Annotated in this window: 19 protein-coding genes and 1 pseudogene; 13 read left to right on the top strand and 7 right to left on the bottom strand. The window is 71.1% G+C overall.

Annotated features, from left to right (window positions below; translation table 11 throughout):
- The coding region (locus ACIQ7D_RS16080) for a helix-turn-helix domain-containing protein (RefSeq protein ID WP_403937869.1) at positions 1–700 on the top strand (700 nt) is incomplete at its 5' end.
- 332 nt (positions 701–1,032) lie between these two features.
- Positions 1,033–2,562: a carboxylesterase/lipase family protein gene (locus ACIQ7D_RS16075; RefSeq protein WP_403937867.1), complete on the top strand. Its 1,530-nt coding sequence runs from the start codon at positions 1,033–1,035 to the stop codon at positions 2,560–2,562.
- A gap of 493 nt (positions 2,563–3,055) precedes the next feature.
- Here ACIQ7D_RS16075 and ACIQ7D_RS16070 read toward each other — a convergent pair whose 3' ends face one another.
- Together ACIQ7D_RS16070 and ACIQ7D_RS16065 are read right to left on the bottom strand one after the other, a co-directional pair.
- Positions 3,056–3,769 (bottom strand): SDR family oxidoreductase, encoded by a 714-nt coding sequence (locus ACIQ7D_RS16070; protein WP_403937865.1) that lies wholly within the window; start codon positions 3,767–3,769, stop codon positions 3,056–3,058.
- 65 nt (positions 3,770–3,834) lie between these two features.
- Positions 3,835–5,250: an aldehyde dehydrogenase family protein gene (locus ACIQ7D_RS16065; RefSeq protein WP_403937863.1), complete on the bottom strand. Its 1,416-nt coding sequence runs from the start codon at positions 5,248–5,250 to the stop codon at positions 3,835–3,837.
- 262 nt (positions 5,251–5,512) lie between these two features.
- On the opposite strand from ACIQ7D_RS16065, the gene ACIQ7D_RS16060 reads away from it, so the two are divergent.
- Positions 5,513–6,202 carry a TetR family transcriptional regulator gene (locus tag ACIQ7D_RS16060; RefSeq protein WP_403937861.1) on the top strand — a complete coding sequence of 230 codons (690 nt, stop codon included), beginning with the start codon at positions 5,513–5,515 and terminating at the stop codon, positions 6,200–6,202.
- Between the two features lie 339 nt (positions 6,203–6,541).
- Here ACIQ7D_RS16060 and ACIQ7D_RS16055 read toward each other — a convergent pair whose 3' ends face one another.
- Positions 6,542–6,865, bottom strand: a complete 324-nt coding sequence (locus tag ACIQ7D_RS16055) for an ATP-binding protein (RefSeq protein ID WP_403937859.1) — start codon at positions 6,863–6,865, stop codon at positions 6,542–6,544.
- A 162-nt stretch (positions 6,866–7,027) separates the two neighbouring features.
- Between ACIQ7D_RS16055 and ACIQ7D_RS16050 the strand changes: the two are divergent.
- Positions 7,028–7,898 (top strand): annotated as a pseudogene (locus ACIQ7D_RS16050) (Scr1 family TA system antitoxin-like transcriptional regulator).
- Positions 7,895–8,080: a DUF397 domain-containing protein gene (locus tag ACIQ7D_RS16045; RefSeq protein ID WP_403937857.1), complete on the top strand. Its 186-nt coding sequence runs from the start codon at positions 7,895–7,897 to the stop codon at positions 8,078–8,080. The pseudogene ACIQ7D_RS16050 and the gene ACIQ7D_RS16045 overlap by 4 nt, the downstream one beginning before the upstream one ends.
- A 197-nt stretch (positions 8,081–8,277) precedes the next feature.
- Here the strand turns inward: ACIQ7D_RS16045 and ACIQ7D_RS16040 are convergent, their stop codons facing one another.
- Complete coding sequence (locus tag ACIQ7D_RS16040; RefSeq protein ID WP_403937855.1) at positions 8,278–10,545, bottom strand: MMPL family transporter; 2,268 nt, start codon at positions 10,543–10,545, stop codon at positions 8,278–8,280.
- 305 nt (positions 10,546–10,850) lie between these two features.
- Between ACIQ7D_RS16040 and ACIQ7D_RS16035 the strand changes: the two genes are divergently transcribed.
- Positions 10,851–12,893: a heavy metal translocating P-type ATPase gene (locus ACIQ7D_RS16035; RefSeq protein ID WP_403937853.1), complete on the top strand. Its 2,043-nt coding sequence runs from the start codon at positions 10,851–10,853 to the stop codon at positions 12,891–12,893.
- Between the two features lie 36 nt (positions 12,894–12,929).
- On the opposite strand, the gene ACIQ7D_RS16030 is transcribed toward ACIQ7D_RS16035, so the two are convergent.
- Positions 12,930–13,967, bottom strand: a complete 1,038-nt coding sequence (locus ACIQ7D_RS16030; protein ID WP_403937851.1) for an NlpC/P60 family protein — start codon at positions 13,965–13,967, stop codon at positions 12,930–12,932.
- Positions 13,968–14,272: 305 nt separating this feature from the next.
- Here ACIQ7D_RS16030 and ACIQ7D_RS16025 point away from each other — a divergent pair, with 305 nt between their 5' ends.
- The 6 genes from ACIQ7D_RS16025 to ACIQ7D_RS16000 all read left to right on the top strand — a co-directional run bounded on the left by ACIQ7D_RS16025 (position 14,273) and on the right by ACIQ7D_RS16000 (position 19,427).
- Positions 14,273–14,641 carry a BlaI/MecI/CopY family transcriptional regulator gene (locus tag ACIQ7D_RS16025; RefSeq protein WP_365813906.1) on the top strand — a complete coding sequence of 123 codons (369 nt, stop codon included), beginning with the start codon at positions 14,273–14,275 and terminating at the stop codon, positions 14,639–14,641.
- The gene (locus ACIQ7D_RS16020) at positions 14,638–15,633 is read left to right on the top strand and encodes a M56 family metallopeptidase (RefSeq protein WP_403937849.1); all 996 of its coding nucleotides are present in this window, start codon (positions 14,638–14,640) and stop codon (positions 15,631–15,633) included. Before ACIQ7D_RS16025 ends, ACIQ7D_RS16020 begins: the two co-directional genes overlap by 4 nt.
- A 177-nt stretch (positions 15,634–15,810) precedes the next feature.
- Entirely contained in the window at positions 15,811–17,049 is a 1,239-nt protein-coding gene (locus tag ACIQ7D_RS16015) for a cytochrome P450 (protein WP_403937847.1), read from the top strand.
- Positions 17,050–17,099: 50 nt separating this feature from the next.
- The gene (locus tag ACIQ7D_RS16010) at positions 17,100–17,297 is read left to right on the top strand and encodes a ferredoxin (RefSeq protein WP_329822287.1); all 198 of its coding nucleotides are present in this window, start codon (positions 17,100–17,102) and stop codon (positions 17,295–17,297) included.
- Positions 17,294–18,475 carry an NAD(P)/FAD-dependent oxidoreductase gene (locus tag ACIQ7D_RS16005; protein ID WP_403937845.1) on the top strand — a complete coding sequence of 394 codons (1,182 nt, stop codon included), beginning with the start codon at positions 17,294–17,296 and terminating at the stop codon, positions 18,473–18,475. Before ACIQ7D_RS16010 ends, ACIQ7D_RS16005 begins: the two co-directional genes overlap by 4 nt.
- Before the next feature lie 112 nt (positions 18,476–18,587).
- Positions 18,588–19,427 carry an SDR family oxidoreductase gene (locus ACIQ7D_RS16000; protein WP_403937843.1) on the top strand — a complete coding sequence of 280 codons (840 nt, stop codon included), beginning with the start codon at positions 18,588–18,590 and terminating at the stop codon, positions 19,425–19,427.
- Positions 19,428–19,481: 54 nt separating this feature from the next.
- On the opposite strand, the gene ACIQ7D_RS15995 is transcribed toward ACIQ7D_RS16000, so the two are convergent.
- A complete protein-coding gene (locus ACIQ7D_RS15995; RefSeq protein WP_403937842.1) occupies positions 19,482–20,894 on the bottom strand; it encodes a diacylglycerol/lipid kinase family protein in 1,413 nt (470 codons plus the stop codon).
- 101 nt (positions 20,895–20,995) lie between these two features.
- On the opposite strand from ACIQ7D_RS15995, the gene ACIQ7D_RS15990 reads away from it, so the two are divergent.
- Positions 20,996–22,231: an AMP-binding protein gene (locus tag ACIQ7D_RS15990; protein ID WP_403937840.1), complete on the top strand. Its 1,236-nt coding sequence runs from the start codon at positions 20,996–20,998 to the stop codon at positions 22,229–22,231.
- Here ACIQ7D_RS15990 and ACIQ7D_RS15985 read toward each other — a convergent pair.
- Complete coding sequence (locus ACIQ7D_RS15985; protein ID WP_403937838.1) at positions 22,206–23,483, bottom strand: M6 family metalloprotease domain-containing protein; 1,278 nt, start codon at positions 23,481–23,483, stop codon at positions 22,206–22,208. The genes ACIQ7D_RS15990 and ACIQ7D_RS15985 overlap by 26 nt on opposite strands.
- Positions 23,484–23,735 lie beyond the last annotated feature (252 nt).

Genomic DNA, 23,735 nt, shown 5'->3' with positions numbered 1-23,735 from the left:
CACGGCCAAAGCGATCCAGGCAGTCACGGGAGCCTCCGTCGATCGCTCCGCCGACGCCGCGGTGCGGATCGCCTGCGACCCCGACGCCCCCGAAAGCGACCGCTGCGACGCCGTGAAGCGGCTGGGGCTCACCGGCCCGGTGACCGTCATCGTCATCGCCTCCCCCCAGCCGGCGTCGCCCCACTCCACGCGGGTCGGCCGGCACGCGGTCACCCTGGTCGCCGGGACAGCGGTCCCGCCATCGGACCTGCGGGCCGGGACAGCCATCGCCCAGGATCCGGCCCACCTGCCGGCCGCCCTGGAGCGTGCCCGTCTCGCACTCCGGCTGACCGACCGGGTGAACGGCCCCGGCCCGTCCCTGGTGGCGTACGACGATCTCGGAGCCCTCTCCGTCCTCGCCGAGCGGACCACGCCTCAGGAGGCGGCCGACATCGCCGATGTGCGACTACTGGACCAGACCCTGGTCACCCGTCCCTGGGTGATCGACACCCTCCAGGCAGTGCTCGACCATGCCAGCCTGCGGCAAGCGGCCACCGGCCTCCACCTGCACCACTCCACACTCCAGGAACGCCTGGTCTGGCTCGCCACCCAGCTCGGCTACGCGGTCACGAAGCCGGGCGGGCGTCAACGCGCCACCGTCGCCGTCGCTTTCTGGCGGATCGCCCACAGCGAGGACTACCTCGCCGACAACGGCGGCTGAGAGCGCCCACGCGCCCGTCCTCCAGACAACCCGCAGCAGACGACCGGACGACCGAGGTCTGCCCAGCGACCTGGCACGCCCCCGAACACCCCTGCCCCTCAATCTTTCAACGCTTAGGGACCACGCACATGAGCACCGAGCCGCTCTCCAACCTGCTGAGAGAAGACCGCAGGTTCTGAGGTTCCCCTCCGCCGGGGCCTGCGTCATATCCCGCTTCGCCCCGACCTGTCGACGGCTGCCTCACCGGCACCGGACTCCTGCTCACCCACCGGCCGACAAACAACCCGAAGAGCTCAGTAATTGACCGCCGTCAGCTCAATGAGGAGCGTCGAATGCAGCACGTATACGACATAGCCAGCACGGACTGTGGCGATGTCCGCGGGGTCCGACAGCAGAGTGGCATCGTGTTCCGCGGCATCCCGTTCGCGGCACCTCCCGTAGGCTCCCGTCGCTTTCGCCCTCCGGCCCCGCCGCAGCCCTGGACGGGCGTCCGGGACTGTTCGGAGGACTCACCTGCATGCCCGCAGCCCGAGCTGCCGGCCCCAGAGGTGGTGGACAAGGTTGTGCGGCTTACGACCCCGCAGAACGAGGACTGTCTCTACCTCAACGTATGGACGCCGAACTGCGACGACGCCCGTCGGCCCGTCATGGTCTGGATCCACGGTGGCGGATTCGCCACCGGAAGTGGATCAAACTGGCCCTATCAATCAGATTCGTTCAGCCGCGACGGCGTCGTACTGATCACGATCAACTACCGACTGCACGCGTTTGGGTTTCTCTATCTGGACGGGCTCTTCGACCATGCGGAAGGCACAGGCCAGGTTGGCATACTCGATCAAGTAGCCGCCCTGCAATGGGTGCGCGACAACGTCGCAGCATTCGGAGGTGACCCGGACAATGTCACCGTGTTCGGCGAATCGGCCGGCGCGAGTTCCGTCTCGACGTTGATGGCGATGCCTGCAGCCAAGGGCCTGTTCCGCCGTGCCATCGTGATGTCCCCCGTCGGCGAATGCACCAAAACGCCCGACTCCGCGCGCCAGGTCACCGAAGCCTTCCTCGGCGCAGTCGGGGTTCGCCCCGGAGATTGGAACGGACTGCAGAACGTTCCCGCCGCAGCCATCATCGCCGCGGTGAGTCAACCCCTGGCATGGCCTCGGCAACCCGCAGACCGGCTCATGCTTGATTTCTTCGCTGTCCGGGATGGGACGGTCCTGCCTACCACCCCATACGAGGCAGTAGCCTCCGGCAGCGCCGGCACCGTCGAACTCCTTGTGGGGACGACCGCGGACGAGTGGCGGTTCGCGCACTTCGGGGTTCCTGATGATGCGTCCTACCCGCGGCCGGACCTGCCCGCTCTGTCGAGGCTCTTTGCCGACTCGTCCAGCGACGAGTTGTTGAGGATCTACCGCGAGGCGTTGCCTGACTCCACTCCGACCGACATCGACGCTGCCGTCGACACCGACTTCACCTTCGGCATTCCAGCCATCCGCCTGGCGGAGGGACAACTGCAGCACCAGTCGAACGTGTGGATGTACCGGATGGACTGGCCCACCCCAGTCTCGAACGGAAAGTACGGCGCCTTCCACGGGCTCGACGTACCTCTCGTCTTCGACGCGCTCGACGCTCCCGAAATGCTGGGCGAAACTCCACCGGTGCAACTCGCCAAGGACATGCACCAAGCATGGATCCGGTTCGCCACCAACGGGGACCCCAACGGCGAGGGACTGCCCGACTGGCCCCGTTACAACCTCGAACAGCGCCCCGTCATGATCTTTGACGAGCACTCGCAAGTCCATGAGGATCCCAGAGCTGAAAGGCGCCGTTTCTGGCGCAACTGGCCGCTGAAGGAAACGCATTCCTGAGCCTCATCAGTGTGAGGGGGAGCTAAGGACGCGCAAAGCAACAGGTTGATTCTCTGCGAGCCCTTAGCCGTGCGCTGGCAGGGAAGCCCATCGGCCTGGGGGGCGGCTGAGCCGATGTGTGCCTGGGTGCCGGCTTCTGCACCGAGCGGACACTGACCCGCAGGTCCACGGCGATCACCGAGCTCGCCGCGCCCTGGGCGAACTGCTCGGCCGCCTTGAGCCGTAACTCCTCGCGGAACCGCTGCCGTTCGGCGGTACGAGTTCAACCTCAGTAGCTGAACGTTCCCAAAACGGGGGGTGTGCTCGGGTCGTGCGGCGAGTTCGACGTCTTTGGGGGTGCGGGTTCGTGGAGAGCGCCGTCTCGAACCATGGCGAACAGAGCGCCGTTGCGTTGGCGAGCGTGGCGGAGGGGGTTTGTGTGTGCGTCTTGCTGCGGGCGCGTCGCTACCTCGGGAGGATCACACCTGCTCGGTGGGCAGGATGAACAGCTCCGCTAGGTTGAGTGGCCTGGTGCCTGAGCTGCGAAGAGAAGGGCGTCGGCGATCTCGGAGGGGTCGACGGGCCGCAGTTGGGCCTGGCTGTCGTGCAGCATCTCGCGCACGGCGGGGTCGCTCGTGGTCTCGGCGAGTTCGGTCGCCACCACGCCCGGCTGGATGGAGGTGACCCGGATGTTGTGCTTCTTGCCGACCTCCATGCGCAGGCCCTCGGAGAAGGCGGTCACCGCGAACTTGGTGGCGGAGTAGACCGTGAAGCCGGGGCCGAACACCTTGCGCCCGGCGATCGAGGAGGTGTTGAAGATGTGGCCGGAATGCTGCTCGATCATCTGCGGGAGTACGGCGGCGGTGGCGTTGAGGACGCCCTTGATGTTGACGTCGACCATGCGGTCCCACTCGTCGGTCTTGAACTCGTCGACGTGGGAGACGGGCATCAGGCCGGCGTTGTTGCAGAGGATGTCGATCGAGCCGTAGGTGTCGAGCAGCTTCTGTGCCCCGGCGTTGACCGAGGCCGCGTCCGCGACGTCCATCTCCAGGACGAGCGCCCGACCGCCCTTGTTCTCGATCTCGGCCTTCAGCGCTTCGAGCCGGTCGGCGCGTCGTGCCGCGATGCCGACCTTGACGCCGGCTTCCGCCAGCGTGCGTGCGGTGGCCGCACCCATGCCGCTGGAAGCTCCGGTGATCAGGGCGACCTTGTTACGGATGTCGGTCATGTCGTGGTGCTTCTTTCTTGCTTGTGGAGTCGGGGCGAGGTCCGGTCGGGGTACCCGGGGTTCCGTCAGGCGGCGAAGACTGTCTTGGTCTCCAGATAGGCGTTCAGTCCGTGGACGCCGAACTCGCGCCCGAAGCCGGACATCTTGAAGCCGCCGAACGGGCTGGTGGGGTCGTCGAAGAACTGGTTGATCATGACCCGGCCGGCTTGGATTCGGTCGGCGACGCCGCGGGCGCGGTCCAGGTCCTCGCCGTAGACGTAGCCGTGCAGGCCGTAGGGGGAGTCGTTGGCGATGGCCACGGCTTCCTCGTCGTCGCGGTAGGTGATCATCGACAGGACGGGGCCGAAGATCTCTTCCTGGGCGACGGTCATGTCGTTGGTGACGCCGACGAGGATGGTGGGTTTTACGTAGTTGCCCTCCTCGACGCCCTCGGGCTTGCCTTCGCCGCCGACGAGGACTTCGGCGCCCTCCTCGCCCTTGCGGATGTAGCTCTGCACCCGCTCGTAGTGGCCCTTGGACACCATCGGCTGGACGGTGGTCGTGGGATCGTTCGGGTCGCCGATGGGCAGCGCCTCCACACCGGCCTTCAGGGCGGCCTTGGCCTCCTCCAGCCGGTTTTCGGGTACGAGGATGCGGGTGCCGGCGATGCACGCCTGACCGGTGTTGAGGAAGCCGGCGGTCAGGGCGAACTGGACGGCCTCGGCCATGTCGGCGTCGTCGAGGATGACCGTGGCGGACTTGCCGCCGAGTTCGAGGGTGACCCGCTTCATGGTCTCGGTGGCGTCGCGGTTGATCTGCTTGCCGATCGGGGTCGACCCTGTGAAGGAGATCTTCCGCACCAGCGGGCTGCGGGTGATGGCGTTGCCGACGGTCGCGCCGGCGCCGTTGACGACATTGATGACGCCGGCGGGGAGGCCGGCCTTCTCGAAGCACTCCATGAGGATCTGGCTCTGCAGACTGCTCAGCCGGCTGGGCTTGATGACCACGGTGCAGCCGGCCGCGAGGGCCGAGGCGGTCTTTCCGGCGATGAACCAGGGACTGCCGTTCCACGGGGTGAGCAGTCCGGCCACGCCGACCGGCACCTTGGTGATGGTGGCGTGGCCGTTCTTCTCCTCGAAGTTCTCCGGCTTGAGCAGGTCCTGGGCCAGCACCATGAAGTCGCGGGCCTGCTGGTTGAACATGCCGGAGAACGCGACCGGCGCGCCGTACTCGGCCACCGTTATCGCGATCAGGTCGTCCATGCGCTCCTCGATCGCGTCAGCGATCAGCTGCAGATACACCTTGCGCTCTGCGAGTGAGGTCTTGGACCAGGCGGGGAAGGCCGCGTCGGCGGCGGTGATGGCGCGTTCGGCGTCGACCTCGTCGCCCAGGGCCGCATGCCCGATGAGTTCTCCCGTCGCCGGGTTGTGGACGTCGATCGTCTCCTGGCCGTGCGAGTCGACGAACTGTCCGCCGATGAAGTGCTGGCTGGCGTTCCTCATGAGGGGGCTCCTGAGTTCTCTGTGTTCTTGGCAGAAGGAGACGCGGAGCGCCGGCGCTTTCCGGTGCTGAGCGGTCTCGGGGGGAAGTCGGTCGCAGGTCACCTGGGAGTGCTCGTGACGTTGGAGGTCCGGTGAGCCCGTGAGCCGGTGACCGCGGCGTTGAGAAGAACGTAACGCAAGCAGGTTGCGTTGTCAACGCAAGGCGATTGCGTTAGCTTGGCGAGCATTCCGTAACGCATCTGCCTTGCGTTATCATGCCGGGATGAGTTCCGATGCCGCCTTCCAGCGCGCCTACTCCGCTGAAGCCAAGGCGCAGCGGGCCAACGACCTTGCCGAGGCCGCCCGCGCGCTCGCCGCGCGGGACGGGGTGCGTGCGGTCACGCTCACCTCCATCGCCCAGCACGCGGGCGTCCACGTCTCGGCCGTGCGCCGGTACTACGCCTCGCGCGAGGAGATCCTGCTGCTCCTCGCGCAGGGGGGCTACGAGGACTGGTCCGAGACAGCCGTCGCACGCCTCGCGCCGTACGAGCGCCTGTCCTCGGCCGATATCGCCCGCACGCTGGTCAAGACTCTCGGCGAGCGCCCGCTCTTCTGTGATCTGCTCACGCATGTCACGCTCAGCCTCGAACACCATTCGGGCTACGAAAGCGTCCGCGCGTTCAAGGCCGCGGCCAGCCGAGCCGTCAATATCGTCAGCGACACCCTCACCGCCCGCATGGCCCTGGATCGCACCACCGCCGAGGAACTGGTCATCGCCGCCCTCGCCCTGGCTGCCCCCCTGTGGCAGGCCGGTCATCCCGCGGACAACGTCCAGCGCTTGTACCGGGAGGAACCGGAACTGGCCCACGTCGCCATCGACTTCGAGCACACCCTCACCCGCTGGGTCACCGCCCTCGCCGACGGTCTCATCGGTGACCAGCGCGCCCGGGATGGCGCCGAACAGCAGGCGTGAACGGATGAGGCGGCGGGCGCGACCATGTGCCGCCACGCCGAGGCACGTATCAATCTCGGCTTCACGCCGTACGCGCTGCCGACCGACTCAATGATCAGTCTTCTGCGTCATGGATCTGGCGGGCCGCCACCGCTGAGCACGACATCCGCGTCCGTTCCCGGCTGCCTGAGGGTGCTGACGTCTCCCTCGACGTTCCTCCTGGCGGGGCCCGGAACGTGTCAAGGCGCTTCCGTGGCGCACTCCGCCCAGACTGTCCTGCCGCTCGGCGGATACGGCGCCGTACCCCAGCGGTCGGCGAGGGCCGTGACCAGGAGCAGGCCGCGTCCCGACTCGCTGTCGTCAGGTGCTGTCGAACGCCTCCGACAGCACCAGGGGCTGCTCGCCGCGTGCGTCGGTGACCGCGACGCGTACGGTGCCGGTCGCCGCGTGGAACGTGAGGGCGACCTGGAAGTCGCGGCCCTGGACGCGGCCGTGGAACACCGCGTTGGCAGCGAGTTCGGCGACGATCTGCTCCACACGTTCGGTGACGGCGGGTGACACCTCCCAGCTACGGAGCTGCTCGACGGCGAGCAGCCGGGCGAGGCGGGCGCCGCGGCGGGTGGAGGACAGCCGCTGGGCGAAAGTGTGTACGAGAGGGGAGATTTGGGGCGTGGGGGCGTTCATGGGGCCACCGTGGCGGGCGCGCGGGGGCGCGTTCCAGGGGTGAGGTCCGTACGGAACGTCAGCGTACGGGGACGCGCTGTGGACGGTACGTCGATCGATCCGTCACGCTGGGTGAGTTGATCGCGAGGAACGGCGCACGTACGCATCTGGAGGTGGCCGCGCATGACGGACGGTACGGAGAGCACGGACGGCGATGACCTGGCGGACGGCGAGGTGCACCGGGAGCCCGACCCCTCGGACAGTCTGCGGACTTTCGGGGCCGTCGTCCAGGCCCTGCGTGAGCATGCCGGGTACAGCAGGGCCGACTTCGGGAACCTGGTCCGGTACTCCAAACACACGGTGGAGTCGGTGGAGCTGGGGCGCCGGATGCCGGACGAGTCGTTCGTGGAACTGGCGGAGGAGGCTCTGGGGAACACGGGGGCGCTGCGGAAGTCGGCGAGGTTTCTTACGCGGGGGGAGGCGGGGCTGGCGGCCTGGTTCCGGCGGTGGGCCCGGCTGGAGAAGATCGCGGTCAGTCTGTGTACGTACGAGTGCCGGCTGGTGCCGGGGTTGTTGCAGTCGGAGGGGTACGCGCGGGCGGTGTTTCGACAACGGCATTCCGCCGTTCTCGGACGAGCAGTTGGAGGCCCAGGTCATTGCTCGACTGGAGCGACAGAAGCTGTTGCGCGAGAGGCCGAACGTCCCGTTCAGCTTCATCGTGGAGGAGCACATCTTCCGGCGGCGGCTCGGCGGAGCCGAGGTGGCGCGGGGCTTGCTCGACCACGTGCTGGAACTCACCGCCCCGCGCAACGTGACGCTCCAGATCATGCCGCTGGACGCAGAGTTCCACGCGTGTCCGGACGGCCCTGTGCGGCTGCTGGAGACTCCGGAGCGTCGGCGGCTCGCGTACTCGGAAGGACAGCAGAACGGGCGCCTGATTAGCGACGTGAAAGAGGTGAGCCTCCTCTACCAGTGCTATGACACACTTCGCTCGCAGGCCCTGAACCCCAAAGACTCGCCGGGTCTGTTGGAGCGACTCCGAGGAGAGCTATGAGCACGACGGAACTCGCCTGGTTCAAGTCCAGCTACAGCGGCACCCAGGGCGACGACTGCGTAGAGGTCGCCGTCACCGAACAGGCCATCTGTGTACGGGACTCCAAGGACACGGCCCGACCGCACTTCGCGGTCGGGCGGGACGGCTGGGCGTCGTTCGTACGGTACGCCGCGCACGCCTGAGCCCTTCGAATCCGCGCCACCCTGGTGCGGTGCGTGCCTGAGCCCGGCGGCGAGCAGGGGTGCTCGCCGCCGGGCCTGGTTCTCCCCGTTCCCCGTCCCCACGGGTGCGGCGAGCGCGGGGCCGACACCGCCAGGGCGGCCCCGGTCCGGGGCGGTGCCGCCCGCGGTGAGGCGGACACCGGGTGGTGCGGGGGGAGTTACCTGCTCAGGAGGGATTCGGGGGCGTCCTGGTCGGCCCGCGCCGTGGGGGCGGGGTGCCTGCGGGTGATCGCCTCCCCCTCGATGTCGATGCCGGGCAGGATCCGGTCGAGCCATCGCGGCAGGCGCCAGGCGCGGTCGCCGAGGAGGGCGAGGACGGCGGGCACGAGGGCCATCCGGACGACGAAGGCGTCGAAGAGGACGGCGATGGCCAGACCGAACCCGATCATCTTGATCATGGATTCACTGGCGCCGACGAATCCGGCGAAGACCGCCATCATGATCAGCGCGGCGGCGACGACCACCCGGGCGCTGGTGCGGAATCCGGAGACGATCGCCTGTCCCGGCCGGTCACCGTGGACGTACGCCTCGCGGATCCGGGAGACCAGGAAGACCTCGTAGTCCATGGCGAGACCGAAGACGATGCCCACCAGGAAGATCGGCATCATGGACATGATCGGGCCGGTCTGTTCGACGCCGAGGAGTTCCGCGCCGTGGCCGTACTGGAAGACGGCGACGACCACACCGAGCGAGGCCAGTACGGAGAGCAGGTAGCCCAGGGCCGCCTTCAGCGGTACCAGGAGGGAGCGGAAGACGAAGAGCAGCAGCACGATCGCCAGGCCGACCACGACGACGAGATAGGGCACCAGCGCGTCCTGGAACCTCTTCGCGACGTCGATGTTCATGGCGGTGCTGCCGGTGACCTCGTACGTGGCCCCGGACTGCCGCTCGATGCCGGGGCGTTCGGCGCGGATGGTCTTCACCAGATCGACCGTCCGGGCGTCCGTGGGGCTGGTGGACGGGGTGGCGGAGAGCACCGCGGCGTCGCGGGCCTCGTTGAACCGCGCCGGGGAGACGGAGATGACCCCGCCGGTGTCCGCGATCCGCTCGCTGATCACCGCGGCGGCCGCCTCGGGATCGTCGGCGCCCTTGGTGTCCACGACGATGGTCAGCGGACCGTTGAAGCCGGGACCGAAGCCGTCGGCGAGGGCGTCGTAGGCCCGGCGTTCGGTGGTGGAGGTGGGCTTGGCCTCGTCGCCCGGCATGCCGAGCTGGAGGTCCGCGGCCGGTACGGCGAGTACGCCCAGGCCCACGACGCCGAGCAGCAGCACGGGCACGGGGTGGCGCACCACCAGGCGCGCCCAGCGGCTTCCGCCGTTCTCCACCGTGGACGTGGTGGACGCGTCGGCCTTCTTCGTACGGCCGGACGTGCGGGACCCGTGGCCCTTCCGGGACCCGCGGCCCTTGCGGACGCGGCGCGCGAGTACGGCGTCGGGCCAGAAGCCCAGCAGGGCCGGGACCAGCGTCAGGCAGATCAGCACGGCGACCAGGACGGCGCCGGCCGCGGTGAGGCCCATCTTGGTGAGCATCGGAATGCCCACCACCGACAGCCCGGCCAGCGCGATGACGACGGTCAGACCGGCGAAGACCACCGCGGATCCGGCCGTACCGACGGCCATTCCCGCCGCTTCCCGCGCGGCCCGGCCCTTTCCGCGCTCCTCGCGGTAGCGGGAGACGACGAACAGGGCGTAGTCGATGCCGCAGGCCAGCCCCAGCATCGAGGCGAGCGTCCCGCTGGTCAGGGAGAGTCCGAATGTGCTGCCCAGGGCGATGATCGCGGTCATGCTGACGGCGACGCCGATGATCGCGGTCAGCAGCGGCAGCCCGGCCGCGGCCATGGAGCCGAAGGTGATGAGGAGGACCACCGCGGCGACCGCGATCCCGGTCATCTCGGCGGAGCCGCCGGCGGCCGGCTGTGTCGCCAGGGCGTCACCGCCGATCTCGACGGTCAGCCCCGCGTCCCGGGCCTGGTCGACGGCGCGCGCCAGGTGCTCCTTGCCCGCATCGGTCAGATCGGCGGCCGGGGCCTTGAAGGAGACGGTGGCGTAGGCCGTGGAGCCGTCCTCGCTGACCGCCTTCGCCTGGAAGGGGTTGATCGCGCCGGCCACCTGCGGGCCGTCCGCGGCCTGGTCGACCAGGCCGTCGATCACCCGCTTGTTCTCGGCGGCGGTGACCTTCTGTCCGCTCGGCGCGATGAACACGATCCGGGCGCTCGCCCCGTCGGCGGCCGAGCCGGGGAAGCGCTCGCCCAGGAGATCGAACGCCTTCTGTGACTCGATGCCCGGCATGCCGAACCCGTCGTCGGGCGAGGGCGGGGCCTGCATGGCGGCGAAGCCGACAGCCGCCAGCACGGCTGTCCACAGGAAGGTGACGCACCATCGCCACCTGAAGGTGATGCGGCCCACGTGATACAGAAAAGTTGCCATGGCGGTGCGAAAGCCTCCACATCGGCGGTGCAAGACAAAGGGGAAGAAAGAGGCTTCCTCCGTCGGAGAATCTGTCCGCGTCGGCCGGGTCCCGGTCGCGGTCGGCCTCGTTGATCTCCACGATCCCGGCCGGTGGACCCCGTCACGAGGGAGCACCCTCCCGAACCCGGGGTGTAGTGGGCTACACCCCCAGCGCCCGCCCTGCCCGAGCCGCCGTCGCCTCTCGGGCATAAATGAAGAGGTGTTCATTCTTTCCTGTAAAGTGAGCGGGTCGCCCCACACCGCCGTACGCCGAAGGAACCCGCATGTCCTCCGCCCTCGCCGAACGCCCCGCCCCCGACTCGGCCCCGCCAGGCCGGGGCCCTGCCGCGCCCCGGCGCCGTACGCGCGTCCTCGCGCTGCCCGAGGCGCGCTGGGCGGCCGCTTCGCTGGTGTTCTTCCTGGTCGCGCTCCCGGCGCAGTTGGCCGGCGCCCCCGCCTGGAGCTGGGGCCCGCTCTATGCGGCGGCCTATCTGACCGGCGGCTGGGAGCCGGCCCGCGAGGGGCTGCTGGCGCTGAAGGAGAAGACCCTCGACGTCGATCTGCTCATGATCGTCGCCGCGCTCGGCGCCGCCGCCATCGGGCAGGTGATGGACGGTGCGCTGCTGATCGTCATCTTCGCCACCTCCGGCGCGCTGGAGGCCCTGGCCACCGCGCGCACCGCCGACTCCGTACGCGGGCTGCTCGATCTCGCCCCGGCCACCGCGACCCGGCTGGACGCCGACGGGGAGGAGCGTAGGGTCGCCACCGCGGACCTCGTCGTCGGCGACACCGTCCTCGTACGCCCCGGTGAACGCGTCGGCGCAGACGGCCGGGTGGCCGACGGGGCGAGCGAGGTCGACCAGGCCACCATCACCGGCGAGCCCCTGCCCGTACCGAAGGCGGCCGGGGACGAGGTCTTCGCCGGGACCCTCAACGGGACCGGCTCCCTGCGGGTCACCGTCGAACGGGACGCGTCCGACTCGGTGATCGCCCGGATCGTGGCGATGGTCGAGGAGGCGTCCGCGACCAAGGCCCCGACCCAGCTCTTCATCGAGAAGGTCGAGCAGCGCTACGCCGTCGGCATCGTCGTCGCCACCCTCGCCGTCTTCGCGATCCCGCTCGGCTTCGGCGCCGACCTGACCGACGCCCTGCTCCGGGCGATGACCTTCATGATCGTCGCCTCGCCGTGCGCCGTCGTGCTCGCCACCATGCCGCCGCTGCTCTCCGCCATCGCCAACGCCGGGCGCCACGGGGTGCTGGTCAAGTCCGCCGTCGTCATGGAACGCCTCGGCCGGATCGACACCGTGGCCCTGGACAAGACCGGCACCCTCACCGAAGGCACCCCCCGGGTCACCGACCTCCGCCCGCTGCCCGGCTCCGGGCTCTCCGAGGACGCGCTGCTGAGCCTGGCGGCGGCGGCCGAGCGTCCCAGCGAGCACCCGCTGGCCCGTGCCGTCGTCGGCGCCGCCCGCGCCCGCGGCCTGGCGCTCGCGGACGTACGGGAGTTCACCTCCGCGCCCGGCATCGGGGTGACCGCCGTCGTCGACGGCCGTACGGTCGCGGTCGGCGCCCCGGCCCGGCTCACGGACGGCGGCGACGCCGGTGCCGGGAGCGCGGACGCCGGTGCCGGTACGGGGGACGGTGGCACGCGCGCAGGCGAGTTCGCCGCCGTTGTCGCGGAGTTGGAGGACGGCGGCCGTACCGCGGTCCTCGTCCGGTGCGACGGCGTCCCCGTCGGCGTGCTGGGCATCGCGGACCGGCTGCGCCCCGACGCCGTCGCCACCGTCGCGGCCCTCACCACCCTGACCGGCACCACACCGACGCTGCTGACCGGCGACAACCCGCGCGCCGCGGCCCGTCTCGCCGACGAGGCGGGTATCACCGACGTACGCGCCGGACTGCTGCCCGAGGACAAGGTCGCGGCCGTACGGGAGCGGGAGGCGGCCGGGCGCCGGGTGCTCGTGGTCGGCGACGGGGTCAACGACGCCCCCGCGCTGGCCGCCGCCCACATCGGCGTCGCCATGGGCCGGGCCGGCTCCGACCTCGCGCTGGAGACCGCGGACGCCGTCGTGGTCCGCGACGAACTCGCCACCGTCCCCGCCGTCGTCGCCCTCTCCCGCGCGGCCCGCCGCCTCGTGGTCCAGAACCTGGTCATCGCGGGCGCGTTCATCACCGGCCTGGTCGTCTGGGACCTGGTCGGCCATCTGCCGCTGCCCCTCGGCGTCCTCGGACACGAGGGCTCCACCGTCCTCGTCGGCCTCAACGGCCTGCGCCTGCTGCGCGAGGCGGCCTGGCGCCGCGCGGCCGACCCGAAGCCGGGCGCGTGACGAACAACGGTGAATGACAAGTGAATTGACGTTACGTCAGATACGTACGCCCCACATGAACGGCATGCCGCTGCGCGCGATCGACTCGTAACGGACCTGCGCCCCGGGCTTGGGCGAGTGGAGTATCTGGCCGTTGCCCGCGTAGAAGCCGACATGGCTCAGGTCGGTGCGCATGATGATGAGGTCGCCGGGCCTGAGGTCGCCCAGGGAGTTGATACGGGTCCCGGCGTTCGCCTGGTCCTGCGAGGTGCGGGGAATCGAGACGCCGGCCTGTTTGAAGGCCCAGGAGGTCAGCCCCGAGCAGTCGAAGGAGCCGGGCCCGGTCGCTCCCCACACGTACGGCATGCCGACCCGGCTCTTGGCGGCGGCGAAGGCCGCGGCGCCGCGCGACGACGCGCTGGCCTCGTTGCCCAGGTCCACCCGGGCGCTGTCCCGGTTGGCGCGGTCCTCCTGCGCGGTGATCTTGGCCCGTTCCTTGGCGCTGAGCGTGTTGAGGAGCTTCTGCGCCGTGGCCAGCTTGCCCTGGATCTCCTTCTTCTTGCGCCCCAACTCGGCGCGCGTGTCGCTGAGTTCCTTCAGCTTCGTGGCGGCCTGCGCGCGCTGCTGCCGCACCTCGCGCCGCTGCGCCTGGAACTGCTGGAGGTCGCTCACATCGCGGGCGCCGAGCTGGTCCATCAGGGTCGCCTGGTCGAGATAGGCGTCCGGGTCGGAGGAGAGCAGGAGCTGCATGGACGGGGCGAGACCGCCGCTGCGGTACTGGTCGGCGGCGATCGAGCCGATACGGTCGCGCAGTTCGTTGAGGTCCGCCTGCTTCCGGGCGGCGGCGTCCTGGAGGGCGTCGACCTCCTTCTGGAGGGTGCCGGCCTTCTCCTTCGCGCCGCTGTACTTCTCGGTCGCCTGCGTGGCCTCCTCGTAGAGGCGGTCGACCTGCGCCTTGACGCCCTTCTTGGTCGGGTCCGGGAGGGGATCGGCCGAGGCGGAGTGCGCCGACAGCGCGACCGCGGCCGTGGCGGTGGCCGTGAGCATCGTTCCGTAGGCGGTGCGCTGCGGCTTGGGACGGCGGTGGGACGCCACGATGGGGCAGCTCCTTCTCTGTCTCCGACTCCGGTCCGAATCGGCCGTTCGAATACTAAGCACGTTAGCTCGGCTGCTCCAAGGGAGGGTGCGACTCGGCTCCCAGGGCGGCTGTGGATTGTCCCCAACAGTGGCTGCGGAAGCGGGAGATGGTCTCCGTGGACCTTCGTGGACTCTTCTTGCCGAGCTGTCGCGAGCGGACGCGATACGGTCCTGTGCCGCTGCACTGCTAAGTAGATTGGCTTCATGTATCCCGGTCCGGTCCGGAAGCTACGATGAGCGGTCCGGGAGTGAGGGGAGCGGTTGTGCGACAGCTTGGCGAGCTGGAGGCGGAGATCATGCACCGCCTGTGGGCCTGGGGCCGGCCGGCCACCGCGCGTGACGTGCTGACGGACCTCAACAAGAAGCGTCCCCTCGCCTACAGCACGGTCAAGACCGTGGCCGACATCCTCTACCGCAAGGGCATGCTCCGGCGTGAGAAGGAAGGCCGGGCCTGGGTGTACGAACCCACCGGCACACGCCAGCAGTACACCGCGGCCCTCATGCAGGACGCCCTCGGCGGCAACCCCGATCCCGCGGGCGCCCTGGTCAGCTTCGTCGAGCAGATCACGCCCGAGGAGGCCGACGCGCTACGGGCGGCCCTGCGGACGGCGAAACGGCGGAGCGGGACATGATCGCGGCCCTGGCGCTGACCGGGTACGCGGCTCTGGTGGGCGCCGTGGTGCCGTACGGGCTGGCGCGGGCGCGCTGGACGCACCGCGCCCCGGCCGTCGCGGTCCTGGCCTGGCAGGGGCTGATGGTGACCTTCGTCGTCTCCGTCGCGCTGGCCGCATACCACCTGGTGCTGACCGAGGAGCATGTGCACCGGGGCCTCGTCGGGCTGCTCAGCATCTGCGGCGTGGCGGCCGAGGTCCCGGCGGGCGCCCCGGTGGAGGTCCCGGCGGGCGCCCCGGCCGGCTCCGGGGGAGCGCCCGCCGCGCCCGACGCCTCGTCCTCCGGCGCACCCGCCGCGTCCCCGGCCGGCGGGGCCGTCCCGCTCCTGGTCCCGGCGGCGGTCGCGCTCCTTCCGCTGGCCTGGCTGCTGCGTACGGTGTGGCGCTCGCGCCGGGCCAGGGCGCGCCGGCTCGACCTGCTCTCCCTCGTCGGCGTCCCGGCCCCCGAGTACGGTGCGACCGTCGTGGAGCACGACGTACCGGCCGTCTACTGCCTGCCGGGGCGGCGCCGGCGCGTGGTCGTCTCGCGCGGCGCGCTGGACGTCCTCTCCGACGACCAGCTCCGCGCGGCCCTCGCCCATGAGCGCGCGCATCTCGCGGGCCGCCACCACCTGCTCCTCATGGCGGCCGACGCGTTCGCCCGGGCCTTCCCTGGTCTGCCGCTCGCCCGCCACGCCCGGGCGCAGACCGCGCTGCTGCTGGAGATGGCCGCGGACGACCGGGCGCTGCGCGGCCACCCCAGGGAGACGCTGGCCGCCGCGATGTGCGAGGTCGCGGCGGGCCGGGCGCCGAGCGGCGCGCTGGGCGCGGGCGGCCCCGGCACGCTGATCCGGGTGCGCCGGCTGCTCGCGCCGCAGCCGAGGCCGCACCGCGTGACCTGGCTCGCGATCGTGGTGGCGTCGTGCGCGGCGCCCGTCTTCCCGCTCCTGCTCACCTGCGGGCCGACCCTCTGACCCGTATCGCAATGCGCGACGAACCGGGACGATCCTCCCTTAAAAATGTGATACGCATCACGTCAGGCTTATGTCAGGTAACTGGCTGGAGGGTGTCAGTCCGCTCCCTTTCCATGGTGTGCGGTCGAGCTGTTCAACCTCCCGGACCTCGGCCCCCCACAGCACGGAGGAGACGCCATGACCGAGACCCTGACCTGCCCCGCGGGCGGCGCGCCGGCACTGCCGGAGTACCCGCTGCCGCGCGCCGCGCAGTGCCCGCTGGCGCCGGCTCCGGCCACGCAGGAGCTGCGCGCGGAGAAACCCCTCACGAAGGTACGGATCTGGAACGGTGGCACGCCCTGGCTGATCACCCGCCACGCCGACCAGCGGACCCTGCTCACCGACTCCCGTGTCAGCGACGACGACCTCGACCCGGGCTTCCCGTACGTCAACGCGCACCGGGCGCAGATCGCGCCGGTGTCGCCGCGGATGATCACGAACACGGACGCCCCGGAACACACCCGGCTGCGCCGGACGGTGAACGGGCCGTTCGTCGTCAAGCGGATCGAGAAGATGCGCGAGCCCATCCAGAAGATCGTCGACGACCTGATCGACACGATGCTGGCCGGGCCGGCCCATGCCGATCTCCTCAAGGCGTTCGCCCTGCCGGTGCCGTCCCTCGTGATCGCCGAGCTGCTCGGAGTGCCGTACGAGGACCACGACTTCTTCCAGACCAGCAGCAGCACGGTGCTGGACAGCACCGTGGCGCCGGAGAAGGCCCGCGAGGTCAGCGGAGCCCTGGCGGCCTACCTGGACAAGCTGCTCGGGGAGAAGCTGGAGAACCCCGGCGACGACGTGCTCTCCGAGATGGGCGGACGCGTCAAGGCCGGTGAGATGAGCCGGACCGAGGCCGTCCACATGGGCGTCGCGATGTTGATCGCCGGTCACGAGACGACCGCGACGATGATCAGCCTGGGCACGCTGGCGCTGCTCCAGCACCCCGACCAGCTCGCCCTGCTGCGCGAGACCGACGAACCGAAGGTCGTCGCGAACGCGGTCGACGAGGTGCTGCGCTACTTGACGATCGTGCAGACCGGCGTACGGCGCGTCGCCAAGGCGGACATCGAGATCGGCGGCGTCGTCATCAAGGCCGGTGACGGCATGATCTTCGATCTGCACGCGGCGAACTGGGACCCGGAGGCGTTCCCGGAGGCGCAGCGCCTGGACCTGACCCGGCCGGCCCGTACCCACCAGGCGTTCGGCTACGGCCCGCACCAGTGCCTCGGCCAGAACCTCGCCCGGCTGGAGCTCCAGGTGGTCTACAGCACCCTCTACCGCCGGATCCCCACGCTGCGGCTGGACGCGCCGATCGAGGAGCTGGAGTTCGACCACACCGGAACGACGTACGGGGTGCACAGCCTGCCCGTCGCCTGGTAGACCCGCTCCGACCACCAACAACCCCCCACGAACGAACAGAGGTGAACACCATGCGTGTGGAACTGGACGAGCCGAAATGCGTGGCCGCAGGACAGTGCGTCATGGCCTCCCCCGAGGTCTTCGACCAGCGGGACGACGACGGCGTCGCGATCCTGCTGGAGGAGCACCCTGACGACGGCCTTCTCGACGGGGTGCGCGAAGCCGTGGCGATCTGCCCGGCCGCCGCGATCCGCCTGGTGGAGCAGTGAGGCGGATCGTCGTCGTGGGCGCCTCGGCAGCCGGACTCGCGGCGGTCGAGACCCTGCGCAGGGAGGGGTACGACGGCACCCTCACCCTGATCGGTGAGGAGCCGCACCCTCCGTACGACCGGCCCCCGCTCTCCAAGCAGATCCTCTCGGGCGAGTGGAGCCCCGACCGGCTGCCGCTGCGCCCGTACGCCGATCTCGACGCCCTCGGTCTCGATCTGCGGCTGGGGGCGGCGGCGACCGGGCTGGACACCGCCGGCCGTACGGTGCTGCTGGCCGACGGGGCGCGGGTGGAGTACGACGGGCTGATCGTGGCCACCGGGGTACGGCCCCGGCGGCTGCCCGGCCAGGACGCCCACGTCCTGCGCACCATGGACGACGCCCTCGCGCTGCGGGACCGGCTGGGCCCCGGGCGCCGACTGGCCGTGGTCGGCGCCGGGTTCCTCGGCGCGGAGGCCGCCGCCGTGGCCCGGCGGCTCGGCGCCCGGGTGACCCTGATCGAGCCCGCCCCCGTACCGCTGGCGCACGCCGTGGGCACGGCGGTCGGCGAGGTGCTGTCGCGGGCCCACCTGGAGCACGGGGTGGATCTGCGCACCGGTGTCTCCGTACGGGAGATCACCGGGGCCGGCGTGCTGCTGGCCGACGGCGGTCTGGTCGAGGCCGACGAGGTCCTGGTCGCCGTCGGGTCGCTGCCCAACACCGAGTGGCTGGCGGACAGTGGACTGACGGTGGAGGACGGGCTGGTGTGCGACGCGTACTGCGCGGCCGCCCCCGGGGTGTACGGGGCGGGCGACGTGGCCCGCTGGCACAACCCGCTGTTCGGTGTGGACATGCGGATCGAGCACCGTACGCACGCGGCGGAACAGGGCATGGCCGCCGCCCGCAACCTGCTCCGCCCGGAGGCGCGCAAGCCGTTCGCGCCGGTGCCGTACTTCTGGTCGGACCAGTACGACATGAAGGTCCAGGCCTACGGCTACCTGCGCGGCCACGACGAGGTCGCCGTCGTGGCCGGGGACCTGGCGGAGCGCCGGTTCGTGGCCGCGTACCGCACCGGGGACCGGGTGACCGGGGCCCTCGCGGTCGGGATGCCGCCCAAGGAGATCCGGCAGTGGCGCCAGGCCATCGCGGCGGGCGCCTCCTGGCAGGGGACCGTACCGGCCGGGGCCACCGAGGCGGCCTGACCGCCGCCCGCCCGGCCGGGTAACCTGCCGGACCCACCGGACCCACCGGACCCACCAGACCCACCAGGCAGTTCACCGGACAGTTCACCGAACAACGAGAAAGAGGTCGTTCATGCGGGAGCGTGTGTACCACGACGCGCCGGACGTGGTGGTGGTCACCGGGGCGGGCGGCATGGGGGCGGCCGTCGCGCGGCGGCTCGGCAGCGGGCGGACGCTGATCCTCGCCGACGCCTCGCAGGGCCAACTCGACCGCGCCGTCGACGCGCTGAGCGCCGAGGGGTACGCCGTTCAGGGCGTGCTCACGGATGTCTCCGACCGGGCGTCCGTCGAGAAACTGGCGGACACGGCCGCGGACGCGGGCCCGCTGAAGGCCGTCGTGCACACGGCGGGCGTCGCCGCCGCCACCTCGTCGGCGCGGAAGATCTTCGACGTCGACCTGCTCGGCACGGTGTACGTGATCGAGGCGTTCGAGCGGGTGGCCATCCGCGGCACCGCGCTCGTCTGCGTCTCCAGCATGGCCGGCCACTACGCCTCACTGAGCCCGGAGGACGAGGCCGCCCTCGCGACGGCCCCGGCGAGCGAACTGCTCGGCCTCGGCGCGGTCGCCGCCGTAGGGGAGGACGCGACGGCCGCGTACATCCTGGCCAAACGCGCCAACCACGTACGGGTGGAGGCGGCGGCACTCGCCTGGAACCAGCGGGGCGCCCGGATCAACACCGTCAGCCCGGGGGTCATCTCCACCGCGATGTCGCGGGCGGAGACCGACGCGGACCCTGACGGACACATGCTCCGGATGGTCCGGGCGTGCGGCGCGGGCCGCACGGGCACGCCCGGGGAGATCGCCGACGCCGTGGCCTTCCTCGCGGGGCCGCAGTCGCTCTACATCACCGGGACCGACCTGCTCATCGACGGAGGACAGGCGGCCTGGATCCGCCGGCACATGAAGCGCTGAAGTACGGACGCTTCACGGGCGCCCGGGCGGGAGGTCCTCACCGGGCGGGCGGTTTTAACTGACGGGGCGTTCGCGCCGTCCGACAGCCGTCCGTCCGACAGCCGTCCGCCCGACCGCCGCGGCCAGCTTGCGCAGCCGCCGCCGGTCCAGGGGCGGCTGCACCGGCGGGACACCCGGCCGGTTCCTGGGGACCCGTACCCGCAGGGCGCCGGGCTCGATACGGCACCGCACGGGCGTGGGCAGGGTCAGTGCCTCCCCGTCGACGCCGACCTCGATCTCCGCCCGGTCCGCGTCCACCGTCACCTGGTGGGCCGTCAGGACCGTGAGCCCGGCCGACTGCCGGCCGCGCAGCAGCCCGGCGGCCTCCGCCGCGCTGTCGACCCGTAGGCCGAGGACCCCGAGCACCCCCGCGTCCAGCCGTTCGCGCCGGCCCAGACCCGCCGGATCCTCCGTGCGGTACGGGTTGTTGCTCACCAGCAGGGCCTGCGGGCCGGTGACGGTGACGGGCGCCCCGCCGCTGTCGCCGCCGTCGCCGTGGGCAGAGGTGGCGGTGGCGGTCAGCAGCGGGCCGCGCTCGTGTGTCAGCAGTTCGGGGAGCAGGTCGAGCGTGGTGCGTACCTTGTCGTCACGGTAGGCGGGGCTCTGCACGACCGCCGCGTACGCCCCGAAGGACGCGTTGTTGACGAAGGGGTGCCCGCCCGCGAAGCCGAGGTCGACATGGAGTTCGACGCCGTCGGTCAGCGCGTCCAGGCAGGCCGACGGGTTCTCCCGGTCGAGCCCGAGGTCCATCGCGAAGTGGTTGCGCGTCCCGGAGGAGATCACCAGGAACGGAAGCCCCCGCTCCGCCGCCACGGCCGCGACGAGTGCCTGGGTCCCGTCGCCGCCCGCGACCCCCAGCAGATCGGCCCCGTCGTCGGCGGCCTCACGGGCGAGCGCGGCGACGTCGCGCGGATGGTCCGGGTCGAGCAGCACGACCCGCGCGCCGAGCCGTTCCGCCTTCTCCCGCAGCCCGAACCTGCCGACTTTTCCACCGCCGGAGCGCGGATTCATGATGAGGAACGGACGGCGGGGCGCCGGCGTCTCGTGTTCCGGCATGGCGGCGCTCCGCGTGGCGCCCGCACTGCTGAGCGCGGTACGACCCGTCCAGACGGCGACCGCCCACAGCGCGGCGCAGACCAGGACCAGCCACAGCAGGTTCGCCGCTTCGAAGATCGCGAGGACGGCGACCGGCGTCGCCACGGCCAGCGCCACGGCCCCCGCCCGGGCGGCCCCGCGCCGGGTCAGGATCCACCAGACGGCCGCCGCGGTGAGCGCGGTCCCCGCCACGATGGTCGCGATCAGCAGCAGGCTGGCGGCGGCCCCCGCGAACGCCAGGGGGAGCACCACGGCCGCCCCCGAGGCGGCCAGCGAGATCCGCGCCGACCAGCGCTGCGCGGCATGGGCGCCCTCGCCGAACTCCACAGCCACCGCTTCTCCCACCGACACTCACGTGATCACACTTGTTTGACAGCCCGTCATGGTAGCGGGGCCCGGCGTAGGGTACCGAGCGACTGATCAGGGGGACGCCCGTGCCGAACACCGGCCATTACTCAGGCCACATCAGCCACTCCGACCGGCAGGCCGCCGCGGTCGCCGCGCTGTCCGCGCCCGGGGCGCCCTTCGCCACCGTACGGACCGAGAACGGCTCGCTCGTGTACGCGGACGGGCCGCGCACCCTGCGCGAGTTCGTCGAGCCGACGTGGGCCTACGGCGACCGGCCGTTCCTGCTGGGCGCCGGGTCCGCGGCCATGGACCCGTACCCGTACACGTACGGGGAGTTCTTCGCCGCCGCGACCGTACTGGCCAACCACTTCGTGGACGCGTACGGACTGCGCCCCGGCGACCGCACCGCCCTCGTGATGGGCGATCGCCCCGCATGGCAGGTTGCGTTCTGGGCGGCCCAGTTGGCCGGCCTGGTCGCCGTACCGCTCGACGCCGCGTGGACCGAGGATCTGCTCGCGTACGCGCTGGACGACTGTGCGCCCCGCGTGCTGCTCGTGGACGGTGAGCGGCTGCCGCGCGTGCGGCGCTGGGCGGCGCGCCGGGAGGCGGGGGCCGTGCGGACCGTCGTCCGCCACCACGGGGGAGAGCTGGACGCGGGGACGGAACGGTACGAGGACCTGCCCGCCCCCGACCGGTACGCCGCCCCGCCCGACATCGAGGTACGGGCCGAGGACGACGCCACGATCAGCTACGTGCCCGGGCCGTCCGGCCGACCCCGGGGTGCCGTCGCCACCCAGCTCGCCCAGGCCGGGGCCGCCATGAACGCGCGCTACCTCGCCGCGGTCGCCGCCCTCGGCCGCGGCGGGATCCCGGGCCTGGGGGCCGTCCCGGTCACGCCGCTGACGTACCCGTTCTCGCGGGCCGGGACGCTGACGCGGGTGTACGCGGCGATGGCGGCGGGCGGCGCACTCCGTGTCGCGGACGGGCCGCCGCGCGACCCCGGAAGTGGAATCTCCCCTTCCGGAGACGGAGGTGGGTCCGAGTCCGAGTCCGAGCCCGAGTCCGAGGACACCTTCGGTCTGACGGAGACATGCGGCGACGTGCTCGCCGGGGGCCGCCCCACGCCCGTCACGGAGGTACGGATCGACGAGGCGGGGGAGTTGTGGCTGCGCGGCCAGTCCCTCGTACGCGGCTACTGGGGCGAGGCGCCCGCAGGCGAGGCGTCCGCGGGCGAGGCGTCCGCGGGGGAGGGCTGGTTCGCCACCGGCGTCCCCGCGACCCTCCGCGACGGGCGCGTCAGGACCGGGTCACCCGCACCCTGAAGTGGTCGTCCGGCTCCTGCGACAGCACCGAGATCCGGATGCGGTTGTCGCGGTCCACGAAGGACTGCCCGGGCCGGTAGGGCGCGTCCGACAGCTCGGCGTGGACGTTCGGCCGCCGCGTACAGCCGCCGCTGTTCTCCTTGCTGTCCGCGATCGTGACCGGACCGCGCCCGGTGTCCACCGCGGCGTCCACGCGGTAGACCAGCACGCCCGGTTCGCAGACCGCCTCGTCGTTGCCGGCCCGGCTCCGTACCTCCACCGCGTACCCCGACTCCGGGGAGACCGGCACGAAGGCCATCTTCGGACCGCCCGACGTCGCCAGCGGTCCGAGCAGGTAGTCACTGCTGCCCGGCCCCGACGCGCAGCCGATCTGCTCGTCGTCGAGCCAGCCGAGCTTCCACTTGTGCCAGCCCAGCAGATCGTTGTTGGCGCCCCAGTCCTCGGACATGATGTCCCAGTGCCCGACCGAGCCGCCGCCGTCCACGGTGTAGAGGTCGGGGAGGCCGAAGACATGGCCGTTCTCGTGCGGCAGGACCCGGTAGCCGGTGTTGCCGTACGAGCCGGAGCCGTCGTCCTGGCGGCTGTAGACGAAGGACGTGTTGGCGAGCGGCACGCCGTCCGCCTGCGGGGCGTCCGCGTTGCCGGAGAAGGTCACGGACAGAACGGTGTCCAGGGCCGAAGGGCCGGCGTTGGGCGTCACCAGAATGTTGACCAGGTCGTATGCCGCGAAGTCCACGTGGGGGTCGGCGGCGGCCACGATGTCGTCGACGAGTCGCCGGTAGCCGGGCTCGTACGGCGCGCCGCGCTCTATCCCGTACTCCACGAACGGCAGCGGCATCCGCAGCCAGTTCTTGATCGGCGCGTCCGGACGGTAGTCGAGGCGCCCGTACGAGCTGGTCCTGAACCACTCCGACGTCTGCGGGAAGAACTCGGCGAGCCGGTCCAGTGCTTTCCCGGGACCCGGCGCGTCCGGGAAGTCGATCATGAGGTTGAGGGCGCGAACCTTGCCGGTCGAGCGGGAGTAACCGGGCGGGGTGGGCAGCCCCTCCGACATCTGTACGGCGGTGGCGGCGGAGATACGGCACGGGCCGCGGCTCATGTCCTTGATCGCCCCGGGCCCCGATGACGCCCGATGGGGGGACGGGAGGGTGCCGCTCGCGGCGGTCAGTCCGGCGAAGGTGAGCGCCGCGAGGCCGGCGAGGGCGCAGAGCCGGCGGGAGCCGGTGCTGGGTATGAGACGCCTCTGCTGCATACGGTCGCCTTCGGTCGCGGCAGCCTGCCGTCCTGGCTGTCCTCCGTTCGATCACCCTCCGTCGGTCGGCGTGTCGGCGCTCGCTGGGTGCGCCGATCGGGGGCAAAACCCCGTAAACATGCACATGTGGCCCAGGTCACATGGACGAGGGAAATAACCGGGGAGAAGTTCCCCGTTTGCATCTACGTCCCCGGGCGACCAGGGGCACGCAGACCGAAGAACAGACCGAGCGCAGACCCGAGCGCAGACCGT

It is taken from the genome of Streptomyces sp. NPDC096310, assembly GCF_044763125.1.
Lineage (GTDB): Bacteria > Actinomycetota > Actinomycetes > Streptomycetales > Streptomycetaceae > Streptomyces.
Note: the sequence above shows the minus strand (reverse complement) of the source record. Positions and strands in the feature narration are given on the sequence as shown.

Coding starts and splice junctions, on each gene's coding strand:
- ACIQ7D_RS16075 (WP_403937867.1), top strand. CDS start 1,033: ATGCAGCACGTATACGACATAGCCAGCACGGACTGTGGCGATGTCCGC.
- ACIQ7D_RS16070 (WP_403937865.1), bottom strand. CDS start 3,769: ATGACCGACATCCGTAACAAGGTCGCCCTGATCACCGGAGCTTCCAGC.
- ACIQ7D_RS16065 (WP_403937863.1), bottom strand. CDS start 5,250: ATGAGGAACGCCAGCCAGCACTTCATCGGCGGACAGTTCGTCGACTCG.
- ACIQ7D_RS16060 (WP_403937861.1), top strand. CDS start 5,513: ATGAGTTCCGATGCCGCCTTCCAGCGCGCCTACTCCGCTGAAGCCAAG.
- ACIQ7D_RS16055 (WP_403937859.1), bottom strand. CDS start 6,865: ATGAACGCCCCCACGCCCCAAATCTCCCCTCTCGTACACACTTTCGCC.
- ACIQ7D_RS16045 (WP_403937857.1), top strand. CDS start 7,895: ATGAGCACGACGGAACTCGCCTGGTTCAAGTCCAGCTACAGCGGCACC.
- ACIQ7D_RS16040 (WP_403937855.1), bottom strand. CDS start 10,545: ATGGCAACTTTTCTGTATCACGTGGGCCGCATCACCTTCAGGTGGCGA.
- ACIQ7D_RS16035 (WP_403937853.1), top strand. CDS start 10,851: ATGTCCTCCGCCCTCGCCGAACGCCCCGCCCCCGACTCGGCCCCGCCA.
- ACIQ7D_RS16020 (WP_403937849.1), top strand. CDS start 14,638: ATGATCGCGGCCCTGGCGCTGACCGGGTACGCGGCTCTGGTGGGCGCC.
- ACIQ7D_RS16015 (WP_403937847.1), top strand. CDS start 15,811: ATGACCGAGACCCTGACCTGCCCCGCGGGCGGCGCGCCGGCACTGCCG.
- ACIQ7D_RS16010 (WP_329822287.1), top strand. CDS start 17,100: ATGCGTGTGGAACTGGACGAGCCGAAATGCGTGGCCGCAGGACAGTGC.
- ACIQ7D_RS16000 (WP_403937843.1), top strand. CDS start 18,588: ATGCGGGAGCGTGTGTACCACGACGCGCCGGACGTGGTGGTGGTCACC.
- ACIQ7D_RS15985 (WP_403937838.1), bottom strand. CDS start 23,483: ATGCAGCAGAGGCGTCTCATACCCAGCACCGGCTCCCGCCGGCTCTGC.